The 22,344-nt window shown below is 47.3% G+C and carries 1 protein-coding gene and 1 pseudogene; both read right to left on the reverse strand.

Going from position 1 to position 22,344, the window contains the following annotated elements; all coding sequences use genetic code 11:
- Positions 1-78: 78 nt before the first annotated feature.
- The gene (locus tag CHX35_RS02910; protein WP_281252043.1) at positions 79-17,433 is read right to left on the reverse strand and encodes an SDR family NAD(P)-dependent oxidoreductase; all 17,355 of its coding nucleotides are present in this window, start codon (positions 17,431-17,433) and stop codon (positions 79-81) included.
- A 314-nt stretch (positions 17,434-17,747) separates the two neighbouring features.
- Positions 17,748-22,229, reverse strand: a pseudogene (locus tag CHX35_RS02915) (SDR family NAD(P)-dependent oxidoreductase); the annotation flags it as partial.
- Between the last annotated feature and the right edge of the window lie 115 nt (positions 22,230-22,344).

Here is a 22,344-nt window from a genome sequence, read left to right on the forward strand (position 1 = left end):
AAAATAGTAGGCTAGAGGAATCCGATTCCGTCTCCCTCTAGCCCCTTATTATTTACTACCTAGCATTTTCCTGTCCGTCTAAAAGAGTTTGGGACGAGGGATCTTTTCCATCCTTCGCATCTTTTCTTGCATGGTAGCCATTCCTGAAGAATGGGTTTCAGAGTAAACCCTCACCACTTCCTCTTGTTCGGTTGTCAACGCAGGATGGCTTTCACTTGAAAGAGGCTGATTCATAAAATCTGCATTCGGCTCATTCATCGTAGGCACCCAATAACGCCCCTGAGCAAAGGGGTAGGTTGGGAGACTGATTTTCTGAGGTTTCCCATCGGGGTATAACCGGCCCCAATCGAAGGTTCCTCCATTCACCCATGACTGGATAATTCCCCTATAGTCTTCTGGTTTCACCCACAGCCCATCTTGGTCACTTCCTCCACCTTTGGTGATACGAATGGGTAAAACCTCACCAACCTTTACCCGTCCACGGTAGATTCCTTCTCCTTGATCATTTCCGCTGACCATCTGTAACTTCTCTGTTAATTCGTTGATGGAATGAGCGAGAAATGCTGTCCGTACATCCATGGCCTCCCGACCCACTTGAAGCGTGTAGGCGATGTCGGTTAACCTCGTGTCGGGAAAATTCTGCGTCTTCACCCGCTGGAGTAACCTTGCGGCATGTTTTTTAAGCTGATCTTCACTTTTTGCAGACAGAACCACCATGACTGGATGAGTGGAATCTCCTTGATGATGACGAAGGGTACTTGTATTGGGGATATATTCCTCGAGGACAATATGGGCATTCGATCCTCCTGCTCCAAAAGAAGAAATACCCGCACGTCTGGGATATTCTTTGATGTCACCATCGACCTCAATCCTTGGACGGTTCCAACACATCAACCTTTGCTGTACGAAAAAGGGAGTCTGTGCAAAAGTAATATTGGGATTCGACACTTCTGAATGAAGGGATGGCACCAATTGACGATGCTTCATTTGCAATAACACTTTCGTCAATCCAGCAATGCCTGCCGCACTTTCACAATGCCCAATATTGGATTTGGCTGATCCTAGCGAACAGAACTGCGTATCCATTGTCTGTTGTTGAAAGGCCTTGGACAAACCCGTCACTTCGATGGGATCTCCCAACGAAGTCCCCGTACCATGGGCTTCCACATAACTGATGGTTCGAGCATCGATGTTTGCTTCCCGTAGGGCACGGCTGATCACATCGGTTTGAGCATGGGGATTAGGAACCGTATAACCATGGGTTTTCCCCCCATGATTGACTGCCGTTCCTTTAATGACCCCATAGATTTGATCCCCATCAGCGATCGCCTTGGCAAGGGGTTTAAGGAGAACCGCTCCTACCCCTTCACCTGGTACATATCCATCGCCACCTTCGCCAAAGCTCTCACAACGCCCCTTACTCGATACAAACTTCCCTTGACCTAAATTCAGATATTTATTGGGGTGGATCGATACATTCACTCCCCCAGCAATTGCTGACTCACATTCTCCCCGAAGCAATGCACTACATGCTAAGTGAATCGTTGTCAACGAAGAAGAACACATCGTGTCCAATGCAACACTTGGCCCATGAAAATTACAAAAATAGGAGACACGATTTGCGATGGAAGCAGGGCTTCCAGCAAGCGCAATCGGCCGACCCTGAATCTGCTCCTGAGCACCATATAACTGATATTCTTCGTACATCACTCCCACAAAGACACCCACATTGCCTCCGGATAAATGTCCTTTCCTGTTGCTAAGGGAATCACGGGTATAGCCTGCATCTTCTAATACTTCATAGGCGCATTGTAAAAATAGACGTTCCTGGGGATCCATGATCTCCGCTTCTCGAGGAGAGATCCGGAAGAATAGAGGATCAAATTGATCGACTCCCTCGATAAACCCTCCCCATTTACTCGCCGTTTTTCCTACCTTTGTTTTATCTGCATCATAGTACGCATGGGCATCCCAGCGTTCTCTAGGGATTTCCGAGATGCCATCTTTCCCCGTTTTTAGATTTTCCCAAAATTGATCCACATCACGTGCCCCCGGATAACGACCCGCTACCCCAACAATCGCAATATCTAAGGCTGAGGATTCTTTGTCGGTGGCTCCTTTCGCGACAGGCACAACCGTGTCCTTCGCCACAGCATCGGGGTGTTGAACCAGCACCGGTGCCGGCGATGGAGATGAACTCGTCTCATTCTTCTCTAGCGGCATCCCTACAACCACCCTTAATTGTTCGCGATGGGAGATCAGGAAGTAATCAATTAACTCGCTAAGGGTTTGATACTCAAAGAAAAGGGTTTTCGATAAGGAGCCAAATTCCATCTCCAAATCATTGTTCAGTTGCATCACGATCCGTGAATCTATTCCATACCTCTCTAATGAGGCATGAATGTCAATCCGCTCCACAGGTAGGCTGATCGCATTGGATAAAAGTTGTTTAAAGTATTGAACAGCCATCCCATAAAGAGCCTCCGTGGTAGAATCCACCTTTTCCCCAGGGCGGGTCGCTTCATTTGCTGGTGAAGGGGTTTCCAAAAGATCCTTTGCCGTCGACAACATGGCATGTATACGCTCCTTTTCCCCTTGTACCACCAGCATCCGTGGGGCATCGCTTTCAACACACCGATAAAATGAAGCTAATCCCTTGGATGTCGACAGGCTGGTCATCCCCATTTCCTGTCGAATCATCTGTTTCATCTCGGGATGAATACTCATTCCACCCTCTTCCCATAGTGGCCAATTAATCGATAACGTGCGACCATATCGAAATCCTTGCTCAACCATTTGGGTGCGAAGGGCTGCATAGGCATCCAAAAATGCATTCGCAGTCGCGTAATCCGCTTGACCATAATTGCCTGTCACCGCTGCAAGCGAGGAGAACACCATAAAGAAATCGAGGGGGATGTGTTGTGTTTCCACATCTAAGTGAACCACTCCGGCAACCTTTGCCGAAAGAACCGCCCGCAATTGATCCTCCGTTTTCTGTATGAAAAAACGATCCTGAAGCACTCCGGCGCTGTGAATAACCCCATGAATCCTTCCAAACCGTTGACAAATCCAATGAACCCAGTCAGCGACGACCTGTTGATTGGATACGTCCCCTTGCTTGTAAATGACTTGGGCGCCAAGCATTTGCAACTCATGAATTTGATTCTTCTTCTCTACACTGAGTGCGGAGCGTCCAGTCAGGATGAGTGTCGTCCCTTGCACTTTTTTAGCAATTTCACTTGCAAAGATCATCCCGAGTTTACCCAGACCTCCTGTGATCAAATACACTCCGTGATCTTTCCATGGGGTCTCTTCCTTTTTGGATATTACGGGAGGAGCATCCTTCCACGTAAACACATGACGAACATTTCCCTGGTACTTGATTCGCAGATCGAGGGGATTGCGATTGTTTTCTTGTAACTTTTTCGCTAACCCAGTGGCATCCTCTGTACCCTCTACTTCAATCAATTGCACGGATAGATTTGGATGTTCGAGCCCTGCGGTTTGTAACATGCCAAAAAGCCCTGTGAACAGTTGTCGTTCCTGCTCGGCAACATTTACAAACTGGATCAATGTGCTAGAAGATCGATCCTTTATAAGGGCCTGCATTTCCTCCAAGATACGAATGGCATAATCTTCATACCGTAAGGCAATCCCTTGTCGATCCGACTGTAAATGGATTAATTGTACCCCAGACATCATTGAAGCGAATTGATCCATGTTGATCGTTTCTGGTTCGCACAAGATCACCACGCGTTTTCCAAAGGAAGGCTCCTCTCCGTTATCCACTTCTCTCGGCAACCATGAGGGTGTAAACAACGATGAGCTCTCATCCTCTGTGGAAGGCGGTTGTTTCTCCCTCTCCAATACGCGGGAAGTATAACCATCAAGGCGAGCAATGATCTGCCCATCTTCATCAGTCAGCACCAAGTCTAGCTTTTGAATCAGTCCTTCTGTACTGCCTTCGTGACTATGGCAAATATAGACCCACATCGAGGGGGTGAAGGGACGAAAAACCTCCAGTTGTTGCAAAGCAAAAGGTAAGAGCAATGGAAAGGATGACGACTCTTTTTCTGGGAGCATCCACCCTATAGATGCTTGCAAGGAGGCATCCAATAGACTCGGGTGTAACAAAAATGAAGCCGAATTTACCTTTGTAGCAGCCGGTGGGAGGGATAACTTGGCCAGCAACTCCCCTTCCCCTACAAAAATCTTATCAACGGCTCGATGGGTGGGACCATACTGGATTCCGATTGTTTCATAGGCTTCATACAAATCACTATGATGAAACTGATTCTGAGAACATCGTGATTGTAAGGCCGGGATCGAAAGAGGAGAATTTTCTTGGGCTTTCCCCGTCGCCACATATCCTTGACAGTACACAACGGGCTTTTCATCATCATGATGAGCGGATGCACGGCAAATAGTGAATGCCATATCCCCATTCGTCTTCGGTACAAGGGTCGTGTCAATCGTGAGCAAACCATCTTCCATCACAATGGGTTGCGACCAGATAATGTTCTGCAAACGGATTGAAGCCGATGGATCTTCTTTTCCTTCTTTCACCAACACTCGTTGCACCGCAGCCAACGTCATTTCAAGAATGGCCGCTCCGGATAAAACTTTTCTTCCCTGTACGAGATGGTCAGTAAAGAAGGGTTCATCCCCTGTAAACTGTGATTGGAACCGAAGCTCAGTAGAATCGCATTGATCCAAATGTAGAAGAGGGTGGGAATCCTTTGACAAGGGATTCGGTTCTTCATCCTCCAGTATCCAATATCGCTCCTTTGCAAAGGGATAGGTTGGAAGGCTGATCAAAGGAGGTCGATGATCTCCATACCCTTGATTCCAATCCACAGACAGTCCCTCAACCCATTGACCAAGAAGGTGATCAACCTGTCCACTCTCGGCCCATTCCCTTACCAAATGCGAGGCATCCACTCCGACTCCCTTACTTTTCTTCGCTTTCCCTCGATAGATCCCCCCATCGTCGCTCCGTCCCTCTACAAATGAACTCAGTTTTCCAATGAGCTCTTGGATGGAACGGACCGATACCGCCAAACGCTCTTCCATCGCATCGCGACCTACCTGAAGGGTGTAGGCGATTTTTTCCAGCGCATCATCGGTCATCGATTGAGAACGAATAAAATCCATGAGCTGACGCGCTTGCTCTCGGAGAGCTTCTTTGGTTTTTGCTGACAGCACAATCAACTTAGGACGGTCCGGATTCACCGTAGCAACGGAGGTGGAGCCCGTTTTGGGGATATACTCCTCGATGACTACATGGGCGTTTGCACCACCAAATCCAAAGGAACTAACTCCGGCTCGGCGGGGAAGCTCCTCCCCATCATCTCCATGGACTGCCTGCCACTCTTTTGCTTGTTGCGTGATATAAAATGGGCTGTCCTTCAGTTGAATATAGGGATTCACCGTCTCGCAATGGAGGGTTTTCACCAGTGTTTTATGTTGAAGTTGCAACAACACTTTGATTACACCAGCAACCCCCGCAGCCAATTCAGTATGCCCGATATTGGATTTCACAGAGCCAAGTCCACAGTGCGCTTCCACCATCTGCCCATTCCCAGTCCCTTGATAAAGCCCTTTAAAAGCCGTCTTTAACCCATTGATCTCGATGGGATCCCCAAGATGGGTCCCTGTTCCATGCGCCTCCATATAAGTCACTGTTCGTGGATCGATATTCGCTTTCGTGTAGGCAGTTGTCAGTAGCTCAGCCTGTGCATTGGGATTGGGAGAGGTTAAATTATTGGCACGGCCACCATGATTTTCAGCCGTACTCCGAACTAAGCCATAGATGTGGTTCCCATCCCGCTCCGCATCCTTCAACCGTTTTAGGAATAGCATCCCTACACCTTCACTCCGGACATAGCCATTCGCATCATTAGAGAAGGTTTTACAACGTCCATCAAGAGCAAGCATGCCCGACTTATTAAAGCTAATATGACCATCTGGCGTCACAATGGAATTGACACCGCCTACCACAGCCATATCACAACTGCCATTTTCAATGGCTTGAACCCCTCGTATCATCGCCACCAATGAGCTGGAACATGCGGTTTCAATCGGTTCACTTGGGCCATGAAGATTTAGTAAATAGCTCATCCGATTAGGACCTACTGAAGGAACAAGACCCGTACTGGAGTAGCTATCTACGGGACAATTCGCCTTCATAATCAGACCGTTATAGCCACTAAAAGAGGTTCCCACAAATATCCCTGTTTTGGTACCTGAGAGGGATTGGGGTGAAATTCCCGCCTCTTCAATCGCTTTCCATACATAGGTCATGAGTAGACGCTGTTGGGGGTCCATCAATTTGGCTTCCCGAGGAGATATTCCAAAAAACAACGGATCGAACTCATCCACCCCGTCAATAAAGCCCCCCCATTTGATATTGGTCTTGTTCACCTCTTTTGTTGGATCTCCAAAATACTTGCGCCAATCCCATCGATTTTTTGGAATTTCACTGATGCAATCCTTTGCTGTTCGAAGGTTTTCCCAAAATTGATAGAGATCCTCAGCCATTGGAAACTTCCCACTCATCCCGACAATGGCTATGGGATTGGATTCTTGATTCTCCTCCTCTGGTTCATTAACCGGAGAGGATCCTAGGCGGAAGCGATTCCCTGGCACCTCTTTCTTCTCGAAGCCCCCCTTTTTCTCCTCAACTCGTACGGGTGAATGATTAGCTGCTTCATTTGACGGGGCTAATTTGTCTGTCAAGGTGGTTGAATACTCCGAAATTAAATAGGCCGCTAAGCTTTCTAAGGTCACATATTCAAAGAAAGTTGCAGGTGTCAGCTCTAATCCGTAGCGCTGATTCAGCTCATTGGCAAACTTTGTGAAGGAAATGGAATCAAACCCATATTCACTTAAGTTGGTTTGCACATCAATATCCTCAGCGTTCACCTTTAACAACTTCGAAGCTGTATGGAGAAGAATGTCCATCATCTCCTCCATCCAATCCCTTTCACCATCCGCGAGGGCTGTCCGTGTGCTCACCTCAGCGTGCTTTTCTACATTGGAGTGCGATGGAATAAACGTCCTCTTTATTTTGTTCTCATCCCCAGCCAAGATGATCACTTGATGTTTACCCGTGTCAAAACTTTGATAAAGCGCATTCATCCCAACGGATGAAGACAACGGAACCAACCCGAAATGGTGGCGCATCCATCGCTGAGACTCTTCATTTACAGCCATTCCCCCCTCTTTCCATAAGGGCCAATTCAGTGAAAGCGTATGGCCTTGACGCTCCCCTTTTCGCACAAGGGCGGCACGAAAAGCAGCGTATTGATCCATAAAGGCATTGGCAGCGGCATAATCCGACTGACCTCTATTCCCTGTCGCCCCGGCTAACGATGAGAAAATGACGAAAAAGTCCAGTTCTAGATTCTTCGTCGCTTCATCCAAATACATCACGCCATCTACCTTGGGAGCGAACACTTCCCTGACCTGTTTTTCCGTTTTCTTAGGAATCACTTGATCATGAATGACTCCTGCTGTATGGATCACGCCATGCAACCCACCAAAATCATCACAAATCTGCTTGATTAAACGAGAGACTGCTTCACGGTCGCAAATGTCTACCTGTTGGTACACGATCTCTGCACCTGCATGTTCGAACTCATGGAGCATCTCCTGACGCCCCATGTCGAGGGGGGAACGACCCACAAGAATAATTCTTGCTCCTTTTGTCCGTTGTGTAATTTCTGACGTGATCAATTGAGCAAGTCTTCCAGCCCCACCTGTGATCAAATAGACTCCTTGTTCCTTCCAAGGAATTTGGCCATCCGGTTGAGACGGTTTAATCTCTTCCCACTCAGCGATATAACGTTGTTCTCCTTGATATCGAACACGCATCTCCCTTAGGTTTTGGCTATTTTCCGTCAGCTTTAGCGCAATCCTATCAAGATCCTCTGTGTTTTCAACCATAATCAACTGTCCGATGATTTCCTCATGTTCCTGCTGAGCCGATTGTAATAGCGCATACAAAGAAGTAAGCCCTTGGTGCTCTTCTGATCCATCGACCACCAATTGAATGAGCTGTGGATCCGTTGGTTCATCTTCGATGATCTTCTTGATTGCCTCAAGCATTTGCACGGCATACATAAGGAACCGCTCCTGAACGGGATACCCTTCCCTATGGAGATGGGTACACCTTGCCCCACCCAATCGCTTACTCAGCCTGTCTGTATCAATGGTTGGCATTTCACACAAGAAGAGATGCTTCCTACAATGGATAGGCTCATCCACCTTCACTAACCCTTCTTCTTTCCAGGTCGGCGTAAACAAGACCGTGCTCCCAGTAGCATGTGTTTCGTGAGGGGCGATCCCTCCCTCACTAATCGGGCGTGAGATATATCTTTCCATCCGTACACATACATTCCCATGTTCATCAATTAAATCGATGTCTAAGAAACGTTTCTCTTCACGACCGGGTCGAACAATCGCCCACATTGTCCGCACACACGGACGGTAAATTTCCAGTCTTCGTAAAGTAAATGGCACTTCCTGCTTGACTTCTCGGGGTTGATCCGAGCCCAGAATGAAGGCGAGGGGTGACTGTAAAGCTGCGTCCATCATACTGGGGTGCAAGACAAATTCTTGATGACTAGCCAGTGTCGAAGCAGGCATCGATAATTTGGCAAACAGTAAATGTTCACCCACGAAAACGTGTTCTAACACTTGATGGCTTGGTCCATACTCCATTCCCATGCGGTTAAATGCTTGGTAAATCTCCTTAGCATCCACTCGGTGTGTACACTGTTTTTGACCATCCACCCAATCCACAACGGAGGGTTCTTTAATGGGATCCAGACTGACGATCCCCTGGCAATGAACGACCGATTCCTGCTCGATTGAAGGTCTGCTGGTAATTTCATAATGAATGTCACCCTGTTCATCCGGTTGCAAACCAACATCGATGGAGACACCCTCGTCCCCGACGATAATCGGCTGTAGCCACACCACATTTTTTAGTTGAATTCCCCGTTCACCCGTCCCTCGTTCCTTAAAGAACGATTCCCCAAGCGCTTTTTCTACAGCAATACGGGCCATTTCAAGATAAGCAACACCTGGTAAAAACTTTCTTCCTTGGACCTGATGATCGGCTAGAAAATTTTCCTTCCCAGTAAAATGAGTGGTATACCGTTGTTGAGAAAAATCCGATGTATTTTGATGGAGAAGAGGATGAAGGAATGTTGTAGCCACTGGGTTCGTTGTTGTTGACACAGCACCGACACGATTCTCCTCTACTGGCATCCAATAACGTTCACTTGCAAAGGGATACGTGGGGAGGCTGATCCTTTGTGGTTTGACATCCCCATAGCACTGCTCCCAATCCAAGGGAAGCCCTTTTACCCAAAGCTCTAATAACTTGCGATATTTCCTTTGCTCGATCCAACGGCTCATCACATTTCCCATCTCATCATCTGCAAGTAAGGACATCGTTTCCTTATGAGCTTTCACATTTCCGTGGAAAATCTCTTCTTGATCCAATTTGCCATCCAGGATGGCTTTCAATTGCCTCTTCAGCTCGCTTAGGGAGGAGGTGATCCATGCGAACCGTTCATCCATCGCTTCCCGCCCGACTTGCAAAGTATAGGCAATGTCTGTTAAGTGATCATCCGTCAGATGTTCTTCGTCGATGTAGGCAAGCAACCGTTCAACGGTATCGTTGAGGCGGGATTTGTTTTTGGCCGAGAGTACGACCATCACAGGTCTCTTCTTAGATTCTTGAGATGACCCATCCCTTTCTGGAATGTACTCCTCCAGAATAACGTGCGCGTTTGCGCCCCCTGCCCCGAAGGAAGAAATCCCTGCGATCCGCGGATATTCTCGGTTCATTCCCTCCTTGGATATTTGCGGCCGTTTCCACTCTGTCAATTCCTGCTGAATCCTAAAAGGCGTCTTTGCAAAATCAATGTTTGGATTCAATTGGTCCGTATGCAGGCTGGGATATAACTTCTTCTTTTTCATTTGAGAAATCACTTTGGTAATTCCTGCAATTCCTGCTGCAGACTCTAAGTGCCCAATATTGGACTTGACAGAACCAATGGCACAAAAGTGGGTATCCTTTGTATCCTTTGCAAACGCTTGGCTCAGTCCAGCAATTTCGATGGGATCGCCCAACTCGGTACCCGTTCCATGGGCTTCAATATAACTGACCAACCGAGCATCGACGCCTGCTTTATCCATCGTCTGGCGAATCAGCTCTCCCTGTGCCTTTGGATTGGGAACGGTATACCCATTGGTTCGTCCTCCATGATTGATTCCCGTCCCCCGAATCAAGGCATGAATGGAATCACCATCGGCGATGGCACGGGACAGTGGTTTCAGTAGGACGGTACCCACACCTTCACCGGGTACAAAACCATTTCCCCCATACCCGAAACTCTTACATGCTCCATCGATAGAGAGCATATTTTGCGCACAAAGACCCACATAGCTTGAGGGATGAAGATAAAGGTTGACCCCACCCGCAATCGCTAGCTCACACTCATTTCGATACAAATGCTCGCAAGCCTCATGAATCGCTGTCAAAGACGAGGAACACATTGTATCAATGGGCATACTAGGGCCTTGTAGATTGAATAGGTAAGAGACGCGATTGGCAACCGAACCAAAGGAAGTATGAGGAAAAATCTGTTCTTCACGCTTCCATTCATCAGAACCACACAATTCAAATCCTGTTTTTGTGATCCCTGCAAACACACCGACACGACGTTGATGCTGGGTACTTAATCGCTCACGAGTATAGCCTGCGTCCTCTAATACATTCCAACAGGCCTGCAAAAACAAGCGTTCTTGGGGATCGATTCCCAGTGCTTCACGGGGAGAAATATTAAAAAATAAGGGATCAAAATCCGCAAATCCATCAATAAATCCTCCCCACTTGCTATAACTTTTTCCCTGTTCCGCTGCTTTGAGTGAATTTTCCTCAAAGAATCCCTCCAAGGACCACCGATCCTCAGGGATTTCGCTAATGCAGTGCTGGCCATTTTCTAGATTTCTACCAAACTCTGCAACGTTCTTCGCCTTTGGATAACGCCCAGTGAGACCAATGATCGCGATGGGCTCTCTCTCTGTAGGGTTGGAGGAATCATTTTTCCCAAGTGGTTGGATCCCATTAGCCCGACGACCTCTTTTTCTAGCAGCTGGCATTTGAATCGCTGACGATGGGGAGGAACCGGAATCTTGTGCTGATTGATCTACCGAAACTCCTTCCTGTAAGCCAACTAGCGCAATGAGAGCCCCCCGTTCCGTACGTAAAAAGTGATCAATCACGGCATTCAACGTTTGATGTTCAAAGAACAACGTACTACTGACTTCGCTAAAACTTTTACGTAGTACATTGATCATCTGCACAATCAAAATGGAATCGATGCCATACTGATCCAAGGGTTCTGCTGGATCAATTTTTTTATAGGGAATTTTAAGGGAATCGCCAACTAATCTTTGAAAAAACACCACACTCTTTTCGCGTAATTCATGCTCAAAATCGTCGGTTTCCCCCGCTGGAATCGAGGTTTTGTTATTCAAAGCCTTCTTTTGACTGCGATCTGCTCGCACCAAGAAGGTTTCATTACTTACCGTGGTCAGTGCATTCTCAGGTTTCTGGCTGAGATTTACCCCATCACTTTCCGCGATCACAATTTGTTGGCCAAGATCATGTGCCCGTGCCATCGGGAATTGAATTTCTTGAAAACCTTGCTCTGCCAGTACCCATTGCCATTGCTCAGGATACAATCCCGGACATCCTGGAATACGTAGGTTTGGATCCTCATACCGCCACCAACCCTCTAATAGACCAAAGGTCAAATGCGTAAATAGGCTATCCTCCGTCAACTCTCCGAGTACAAGTAACCCATGGGTCTTCATTGTGGATTTCACATGTTGGAGTGTCTGGCGAATATTCTTCGTCGCATGAAGCACATTGGCAGCGATGACCATATCATAGTCGTCCACATGGATCCCTTGCCCAGCAATGGGTTTTTCCACATCAAAAACACGATAGGTCAACTTGGGATTTTGGGGTCCATATTCCTTTTCAGCGTGCATCAAAAACGCCTGAGAAAGATCGGTGTAGCAATATTCAGCAATCTGGTTCTCAAAGGGTTTCAATGCTTTAAATAGAACCGTACTCGTCCCACCGGTTCCTGCTCCCACTTCGAGAATACGTATCGGAGAGGATGGATCCCTTTGCAGACGCTCCTTGATCCACATCACAACCACCTGGGCAAGTGCATCGTTAAATAGATCGGCTACCACATTATCCTTGTACACATTCTGCACAAGATCGAGAGAAGCGTTTGGAAAGATCACATCTGTGGCTTGTATCTGCCCGGTTACAATCTGCGCCAAGGATGGGAGCGTCGCTTCTAATAAGGTTAACTGTGCCCCAATATCCGACCAGTTCGCTTTTCTTTGATTCCACTCTTGCCAGATAGCATCCACATCCACCGGCTCATCCACATTCAACGAAGCCTTTGTCAATCGTTCTTTTGTTTCTTCAAACCAACGCCGGTAGAGAGGGATTACCCTTCGATCATCCTTTAGTAATCCACTGGATTGTAAATACCCCACCATCAATGGGTACAAAAGCCCGTCCAGTTCTTCTTCGAGTCCACGACCGGACTGTCGAAGGTTCTCTACTTCTTCGCCATACTGCGCATGGATTTGCGGAGTCATATGATGGAACGCCTTCAATACAGACGGCTGATTCCATGAATAACCAATTAGAGACTCATCCTCTGTGATCAGAAGAGGGTCTGTTACCTTTACCATGGCTAATTGATCCATCTTGCTAGCGGCAAGCAACTCTAATGCCTGCATGGCCTCCGATGGCTTAATAAAACCAATCCCTTTTTGCTCTAACCGATTTTTAAAGGTCTGGGGAACATCATTAGCGATCCCTACGTCGCCCCAATACCCCCAGTTCATCACTTTTACCGGACAGGATAATTCCTGAGCGAGCCGATGAGCGAAGGTATCCGCAAATGTACAACCCGCAGCATAACTGCTTTGCCCTGCGGACTTTCCAAATGCGCCAATGGATGAGAAGAAGAGAATAAAATCGAGATCTTCCTGGGCAAAGACCTGCGCCATTCGAAGGCTGACATCCACCTTTGCTGTTAAGCCCTCTCGAAAATGCTCTTCCTCCATATTTGCTAGGCTTTGATCCAAGGGACCCACTGCTGAATGGATCACGCCATGGATCTGACCTGCTTTTGCACGAATCACACGGTATGCCTCTGCTAATGCCTTCTTGTCGGATGCATCTGCTGACACATATTCAGGAGCATGACCTTGATGTCCGAGCCGGTCGATCTTCTCCTGAATCACCTCATCCTTCGCTCTTCTACCAATCCAAAAGATGTGTGCTTGGTAGTTTTGAATCATGTACTCGCTCCACAATTCACCGATCCCACCCGCACCACCAATGACGACATAGACTCCACCTGTGCGGTACAACCTCTGACCGGACCCGCCTTCATGGACGGGCAGCAACCGTTGTTGATACCATGTGTTATTTCGATAGACCAGGCCATTCCCCTCAGAATCCGTCGGAATTGAAAATAAATCGGTCCATGGCCACTCCTCCGTTGCCGGAAGATCGATCAGACGAAACCGCCAATGTGGATATTCCTTCGCAATGGAGCCAATCAATCCATGCACACCTGCATGGGTCGGATCAACCTTATCCATCTTTTGTACCGATTGAGCTTGTACAGTTAACGCCGTAAAGCCAAGCTCCTTCATCCCATACCCTAAGTGCAATAACCCCTTGACGATGCGGAAAAGTTGTAGCACACCACTTTCCTGATCCTCCAAAACGGTATCAGAAATCACCGTCGATCGTTCATGATCGGGAGGGTGCCAAATGATATGATCCATTCCTTCAAGTTGATCAAACTGCTTTACAATGTCTTCAACCGTTGCATCCTTAGACAGATCGACCCTTTTCCCATTCGAGAAAATGGACGATAATGCCCTCCACCTTGCAGGATCTCCATTGATTACGACAACATGATCCGTCGGCGCTGGCGATTGTCCCACTTTCTGAGGCGTAAACTCTCTCCACATGGGGCACTGCAATAAGGCTCCACCCTCTACTAAATGAGGAGACATCGTCTCTCCTTTTACGAAGGTAAAGCCTCTCATTTGCACACTGGTATTCCCCTGCTCATCACACAAATCAATGTCAAAACTTTCCCACCGGTCATGATTCCCACTCCCATCACTTGGGCGAACCCACGCCCACATTTCTAAAGAACAAGGAGTGAGTATCTGCACATCTTCAAGCACAAACGGTGTAAAGGTAGCGGGTACCGCTCTCATCTCTTGATTTACCATACGCATGGCAATCGATGTCTGCACAGCCGCATCCAACATACTTGGATGCAAAACAAAATCATTGGTTGTTCGAGTGGCGATCGTAGGGAGAACTAACTTTGCTAATACCTGACGTTCACCCACATGGATGGATTGGATACCTTGCTGTTCCGCCCCATGATGGATTCCGACCGTATCTAAACGCTCGTAGTATTCCTTACCCTGCCATACTTCTCGATTACAGTTCCTTTGTAACGACGTTAGATCGACCACAGAACTATGATTCTCTTTCGCAACAACCTGTGCGCTACCCTGACAATGGATGCTCGCTTCTTCTTGTCCCTGTCGCACGCTATATATTTCAAACCCAATTGCTTCATCGTGATCCTCGGCATGAAGGGCAATATGAAGCTGAATCTCCTCTTCTTCGATGAACACCGGTTGAAGCCAGGTGGTATTTTTCAATTGGATCGCCACTTGGCTCGAATCGCTAACGTTGATCGAACGCGTGACTGCTTCCCGAATCATTTCTAAAAAGACGGTTCCTGGCACCAGCTTTTTTCCCTGCACGCTATGGCCATTCAAGAAGAATTCCTTTCCTGTAAACGTCGAGGTAAATCGCTGTTCGGAAAGGTCTGAGGTATTTTGATGAACTAAAGGATGAAGGTGTACACATTCCTGGGTGGATTGTTTCGTAACGTCCCCACGTGGCACCCAGTATCTCTTTTGTTCAAATGGATAGGTCGGTAAGCTCATTCGTTGTGGATGTTCTTCACCATAAAACCGATCCCAATTGATTGGATAACCCTTTACCCAAAGCGCGAGTAATTTGCCATAATGGTGCTGAGCGAACCACTTATCCATCATCTCATTTAATTCATCGCCCGTTGCAAGTGAAGTCAGTGTTTCTTTTGGTGCCTTTCCGTGCCCCTGGTATATCGTTTCTGACGCTTGTCCATTTAACACCCATTCTAGCTTCCTCTTCATCTCTGGGATCGATTCAGCGGCAAATGCTAGACGTACATCCATTACTTCCCGCCCCATTTGCAAGGTGTAGGCAATCCTTGCTAAGGCTCCTTTTGACAAGTCATGTTCCTCGATGAAGGTGATTAATTGACGCACTCTCTCGTGCAACCGTTCGTCATTTTTAGCGGATAGCACGATCAATGCTGGATCCGCATCGAATACTCCTTCCGCTTGAGCCACAGAAGTATATTCCTGGACAATCATATGAGCATTAGAGCCTCCTGCTCCAAAGGAAGATAATCCAGCAATTCGCGGATACTCCTTACTCACTCCCTCCAGCTCAACAACCGGTCGTTCCCACTCATGAAGCTCCTGTTGAACGGTAAAAGGGGAGCTCGCAAAGTCAATGTTCGGATTAAGAACCTGGGAGTGAAGGGATGGGACCAGTTGACCGTGTTTCATCTGCAACAAAATCTTTGTTAATCCTGCAATCCCCGCAGCACTTTCACAGTGGCCAATATTGGACTTTACCGAGCCGATTGCACAATACGAATTTTCCTCTGTATTCTTACGGAATGCTTTATTCAAGCCCTCAATCTCAATTGGATCACCTAAAGACGTTCCCGTACCATGTGCTTCGATATAGCTAACCGTACGGGGATGGACACCTGATTGCTCAAAGGCTTTGGTAATAACTTCTGCTTGTGCATTCGGTTTTGGCACGGTATAACCGCTCGCCTTGCCTCCATGATTGATCGCGGTGCCTTTAATCACACCATAAATATGATCCCCATCGGCAATCGCCTGAGCTAAGGGTTTTAACAATGCCGATCCCACGCCTTCTCCAGGCACATAACCATCGCCACCCTCACCAAAACTCTCACATCGGCCCTTGCTTGACACAAAACTGGCTTGCCCTAGTAATAAATATTTATTGGGGTGTACGGATACGTTGACACCACCCACAATGGCCGCACTACACTCTCCTTGTTGTAAACTTCGACATGCCAAATGAATCGCAGTTAATGAAGAGGAGCACATGGTATTTAACGCAATACTGGGACCCCGAAAGTTAAAGAAATAAGAGATACGATTGGCAATCGAAGAGGAAATCCCTCCTAGGGCGATTCCATTTCCTCTCACCTGTTCTTCCGCGCCGTATAACTGATACTCCTCATGCATCACCCCTACGTAAACACCGACGTCCCCTTCCAAGGTAGCCCCTTGGAAACGCCCAGAAACTTCCCTTGTATAACCTGCATCCTCCATCGTACTATAAACACTTTCCAAAAATAGACGTTCTTGCGGATCCAATCGTTCAGCCTCTAACGGTGAAATATTGAAGAAGAGTGGATCAAACTGATCCACTCCATTGATAAATCCCCCCCATTTGCTATACGTTTTACCTAATTTATTTTTCTCTTCATCATAAAATAATTGATGGTCCCAACGCTCTTTAGGAATTTCAGTAATTCCATCCTTCCCGTCGCGGAGATTGCGCCAGAACTGATCTAATTGATCCGACCCAGGATACCTCCCAGAGAGACCGATAATGGCTACATCCAATGTTTCGTCAGCCTTTTTCTCCTGTACAGTCGGCATCTTTTTAACAGGCTGTACCTGCTGACGGTTATCTCTTCTCGAGGGAGTCTTCTTTTCACCCTTTTTATGGCTTTTGGAAGAAGGTTGCTTCTCACCCATTAATTCAATAAGTCGTTGCCGATGACTATTGATAAAATACTCCGTCAACTCACGAAGGGTTTGATAGTCAAAAAACAAGGTTTTGGGCAAATTCCCAAAGGACTTTTCCAATTCATCTGTTAATTCCATCACCATCACGGAATCGATCCCGTAGGTCTCAAAGGAGGTATCGGCATCGATACGATCCATGGATAGTTTTAAGACCGATGACAACAATCCCATCAAAAATTGGAGCATTTTTCCCTCAAGAAACGAGGTGGAAGCCTCTTTGTTCCACTGGGCATCAAGGGGTTGCTCTAGGGGACTCTGATTTGACGATGCCTGCTCACGGATCACGCGAATCTTATGCATTGCTTCTTCCCGGCTAATGGCTCCCCTCTTAATCTGTTGATAGAGTGATTGGATATCCCGGTTCATCGTACTTTTCACCTCTTTCATGTTGCATAAAGAAACGCCTCAAACTCTTCCTCCGTCATACTTCCCTCTGCAATCGCTTCGAACATCGTTAACTCATCCTCTTTTTTCTCCATTCCATCATCCGTGGAATAGGGGAACACCTCTTTGATCTTTTGAGTCTCTCCTTCGAATACCAATACACGATCATAGTTTGCTGTCACACTGCGATAGAATGCTTGTATACCGGTCGCTGTTCGAAGGGGGATCAACCCTGTTCTTTTTTGAATGCGCGCCTCGGTTTCCTCAGGAACCTTCATGCCCCCCTCTTTCCATAACGGCCAATTGATCGAAACCGTCTGACCGCTTCGCTGATGGTTTGCCACCAACCGATTGCGATAACCTGCGTAGGCATCCATGAAGGCATTGGCCGTCGCATAATCGGCTTGTCCTGGATTACCATTGACACTCGCAATGGAAGAAAACAAGGCGAAAAAATCCAAGGCGAAACCTCGACTGGCTTCATCCAAATGGACCAACCCTGTCACCTTGGCACCCATCACATGATTAAATTCAGCAGCTGTCTTTTTAATAATGAAACGATCCCGTACCACTCCTGCACTGTGAATAATGCCATTTAGCTTACCAAAATTCAGCTTAATTTCTTTGAACAACTGCTCAACCTGCACTTGATCCATCACATCGACTTGTTGATAAATCACCCTCGTCCCCGAAGATGCAAATTTCTCAAGTTGCGCTTTTTTCTCATTGCTTAATTCTGAGCGACCCGTTAAAATGAGCACGCCCTCTGTGACAACCTGGGAGATCTCCTGCGCAAAAAGGGCGCCAAGACCTCCCAAACCCCCCGTAATCAGATAAACACCTTCTTGTTTCCAAGGCATTTTTTCCTCAGTACTGCGATCGATCTCACGCCAACATTCCACTTCACGTTTACCACCTTGATACCGAATCCGTTGTTGTTCTGGATAAGAACTACTTTCCTTCACCGCCTTTACTACTGAATCGCTATCCTGTACGGATTCGATCTCGATCACTTGGCCAAGAAGGTGTGGGTTTTCCAAACTGGCGGTTTTTAAGAGACCCTCCAGGCTAGTAAACAGTACCCGATCCTCCTTAGTAGGGATCACTAACTGAAGCAGGATCTTCTCCTTCGGATGGTCTTGTAACATCCCTTGAACCTTTTCAAATACCTGGGTGGCGCACTGTTGGAATTGTTCACCGAGATGCGTCGCATCGGTCAAAAGCGGTATACATTGTGCACGGCTCATTTCCCGTTGAATGCGCTGGCAAAATGCTTCATCCGCTCCCAAAACAAGTACCCAGTGTTCACCATAGGCGGGGCTAGATCGGCTTGATTGAAGGGACTGTTCCTTCCAATCGGAATAAAGGGTTAACATTTCAGAAGAGACCCCACACTCAGAAGCTTCCCTCACTGGATTTTGGACAGCGCGACAGGAGATACCCTTTATCCGAACAACACATCTCCCCTGCTCATCACACACATCGATATCCACTTTCCTACCAGCGTTTCGAACCCACGCCCACATCGTTGGGGTGCAGGCACTAAAGATCTCCACTTCTTCAAGCGCATAGGGCAATACACGTTCTAACTTCGTATGCTCCTGTAAACCCACCATCGCCTGGAACGCCGCATCGATCATACTCGGATGGAGTTGAAAGGAATCAAGAGTATCCCGCACAGCTGATGGTATGGAGAGTTTAGCCAACACTTGGCCATCTCCCTTATAGAGCTCTTTCAGTGCTTGATGCCGAGGACCATACGTAATCCCCAGATTATGAAACGTATCGTAACATTCCTTTACTGAGAGTTCCTGCCCATAACATTCCGCCTGAAGCTGCGATAAATCAAGCGTGGGTGGCGAGGTTTTCTCCTCCACGACCTCCACATAGCCACGGCTATGTAAGACCGTCTCTTGCTCTTCATGTGACTCACTATAAATTTCATAATTAATTCCCTCGTCACTCGCTTGTGAGAGAGTAATATGCAAGGAAAGGGCATCTTTTTCTACGGATGCTGGACGTGCCCAAACCACTTGATGCAGGCGCATGCCCAGGAATGGTTTATCAAAATCCGCTGCTCCCTCCCCTAGCGCTTCCCTTGTCGCAGCACAAGCCATTTCCAAATAGGCGACACCTGGCATCATCCGATGGCCATGAATGACGTGATCCTCTAGGAAAAACTCTCTCCCTGTAAAGGAAGATCGATATCGCTGTTTCGAAAGGAGAGACGTATTTTGGTGCACGAATGGATGAAGAGGCATCATCCATCGAGGGGGCATGACTTGATCACCCACTCTTTGTGGAGCCCAAAACCGCTCTCTTGCAAAGGGATACGTGGGTAAGCTGATGCGGTAGGGTTTCTCCTTCCCATAAATTTGATGCCAATCAAAGGAAAATCCCTTCACCCATAAATCGGCAATCTTATCGTATTGGAAGGACTGAATCCATTGATCCACCGACTCCTGTAAAATCGAATCCTCGAAGATGGATAAGGTATCCTCTTGTCTTTTCACCTGTCCGACAACCAGACCCTCCATAACCTCACGGTGGTCCAGGAAGGCTTGTAATTGATGTTCTAATTCCTCCAGGGAATTTACCGTCATTGCCAACCGTTCTTCCAACGCCTCCCGACCTGTCTGGAGCGTGTAGGCAAGGGAGACTAAGTCATTATTTGAAAACACCGGTTCTTGCACCTTTGTAAGCAATCTTTCTACCTGCAAACGTAGTTGTTTCCTTGTTTTTGCCGATAGCACAACAATGGAAGGGCCCTCCGAAGATACGGTAACCTTTGACTGCTCTTCTTCTGCCTTTCTATATTCTTCGACGATGATATGGGCGTTCGCACCTCCTGCCCCAAAGGAAGAAAGTCCTGCAACTCGTGGATATTGCTTCTTCTCCCCGTCCTTCTCAATCACAGGACGTTTCCATTCAGCCAACTGTTGTTGCACATGAAAAGGCGTACTCATAAAGTCGATATGGGGATTTAATGTTGTCGCATGGAGCGACGGGACGAGTTGACCATATTTCATTTGAAGAAGTATTTTAGTCAGCCCTGCAATCCCCGCCGCACTTTCACAATGGCCAATGTTTGATTTAGCAGACCCAATTGAACAAAATTGGCGATCCGTTGTCTTCCTTTGGAAGGCCTTTGTCAAGCCAGCGATTTCGATAGGATCTCCTAAGGAAGTGCCTGTACCATGCGCTTCCATATAACTGATCGCACGCGGATCGACACCTGACTGATGTAAAGCCCGTTGAATAGCATCTGCCTGTGCATTGATATTGGGCACGGTGAAACTATTGGTTTTACCCCCGTGGTTGATAGCACTTCCTTTAATCACTCCATAGATATGATCATGATCGGCAATTGCTTTGGATAGCGGTTTGATTAGAACCGACCCGACACCCTCTCCGGGGATATAACCATCGCCACCTTGTCCGAAGCTTTCACATCGCCCGTTGCTTGAAACAAACTTCCCTTTGGAGAGCGCTAAATATTTGTTGGGATGAATCGATAAATTTACGCCCCCTGCAATCGCCATTTCGCAATCCCCCAACCCAATACTCCGACAGGCCAAATGGATCGCTGTAAGCGAAGAGGAACACATGGTATCCACAGCCAGGCTCGGTCCATGAAAATTACATAGATAAGAGACCCGATTGGCTATCGCAGAGGCATTGCCTGAAAGTGCGAGGGGATTGCCTTGAATCTGTTCTTGCGCACCATATAATTGATACTCTTGATACATCGCCCCTACGAAAACACCCATTCTTCCCCCAAGCCCATCCTGTTGGATCTCACTAAGCGACTGACGTGTATACCCTGCATCCTCCAAGGTTTCATAGACACTTTCGATAAACAAACGTTCCTGTGGGTCCATTAACTCAGCTTCCCGGGGAGAAATGCGAAAAAAGAGGGGATCAAAGCAATCCACCTCTTCCAAAAAACCGCCCCACTTACTATAAGGATAAGAGCGATGATCCCATCGCTCCTTTGGTATTTCCGTAATACAATCCTTACCATTACGTAGATTTTCCCAGTATTGCTGCATGTTTTTGGCACCCGGATACCGCCCCGATAAACCGATGATCGCCATATCCAAAGAGGATTCGGAGACAGGCGCAGACACCGCTCTCACCGAAGTGCCAACCGCTTGAGCAACCCTTCTACCCGATGGGTCTGCGCTTTTTTTTACAGGGATCGCAAGCGTCGATTCGGGAGCTTGTGGTTGTAACCCAAGCAGATCCATCAATGGTTCCCGATAATTCGCCATAAAATATCCAGTAAGTTCTCGGACACTCTGATATTCAAAGAAGAGGGTTTTTGGCAAAGGTCCAAATGGCTTCTCCAATTGATCCGTTAGTTGCAGAGCCATCAACGAGTCGATACCGAATTTCTCTAACGGATCCTCTGCTTGAATTCGACTAACCGGCAATTTGATAACCGGAGACAAGATCCCTTTTACATACTCGATTGCTTTCTGCCACAGGTGTTCTTCCTGAACCTCTTGCCCCTCTAATACGTTGTGATCCTGATCCCTAGAATCATTTTCTTTCACCTGCTTGAGATCCACTCCAACACCCTGTTCCCTTCCCAATGATTGAGCGAGCTCGTCTAAGGATGAATACCCCATGAGGGCCGCTGAAGTTAGCGTCAAGTCATACTGTTGATTGAGAAGGTGAGCAAGCTCATTCCATTGAATCGGATCCAGTCCAAGATCGACTAAAGCGGTATCTTCGATATCTTCTTCCCTTACATGAAGTAGATGGGAGATCCTCTCTTTGAGCACAGCATGCCATTTACGCTCAGCGATGTTTGTAGCGTCCGTTGGAACGGCGGTTTCCCTCAAGACTGCACCTTGTTCACGATCATCCGCAGTGGTTGTTTTTAAT

This window comes from Marininema halotolerans (assembly GCF_900116235.1).
GTDB lineage: Bacteria > Bacillota > Bacilli > Thermoactinomycetales > DSM-45169 > Marininema > Marininema halotolerans.

What these genes read in the sequence shown, in the direction of transcription:
- CHX35_RS02910 (WP_281252043.1), bottom strand. Translation starts at nt 17,433, where the DNA reads ATGAACCGGGATATCCAATCACTCTATCAACAGATTAAGAGGGGAGCC.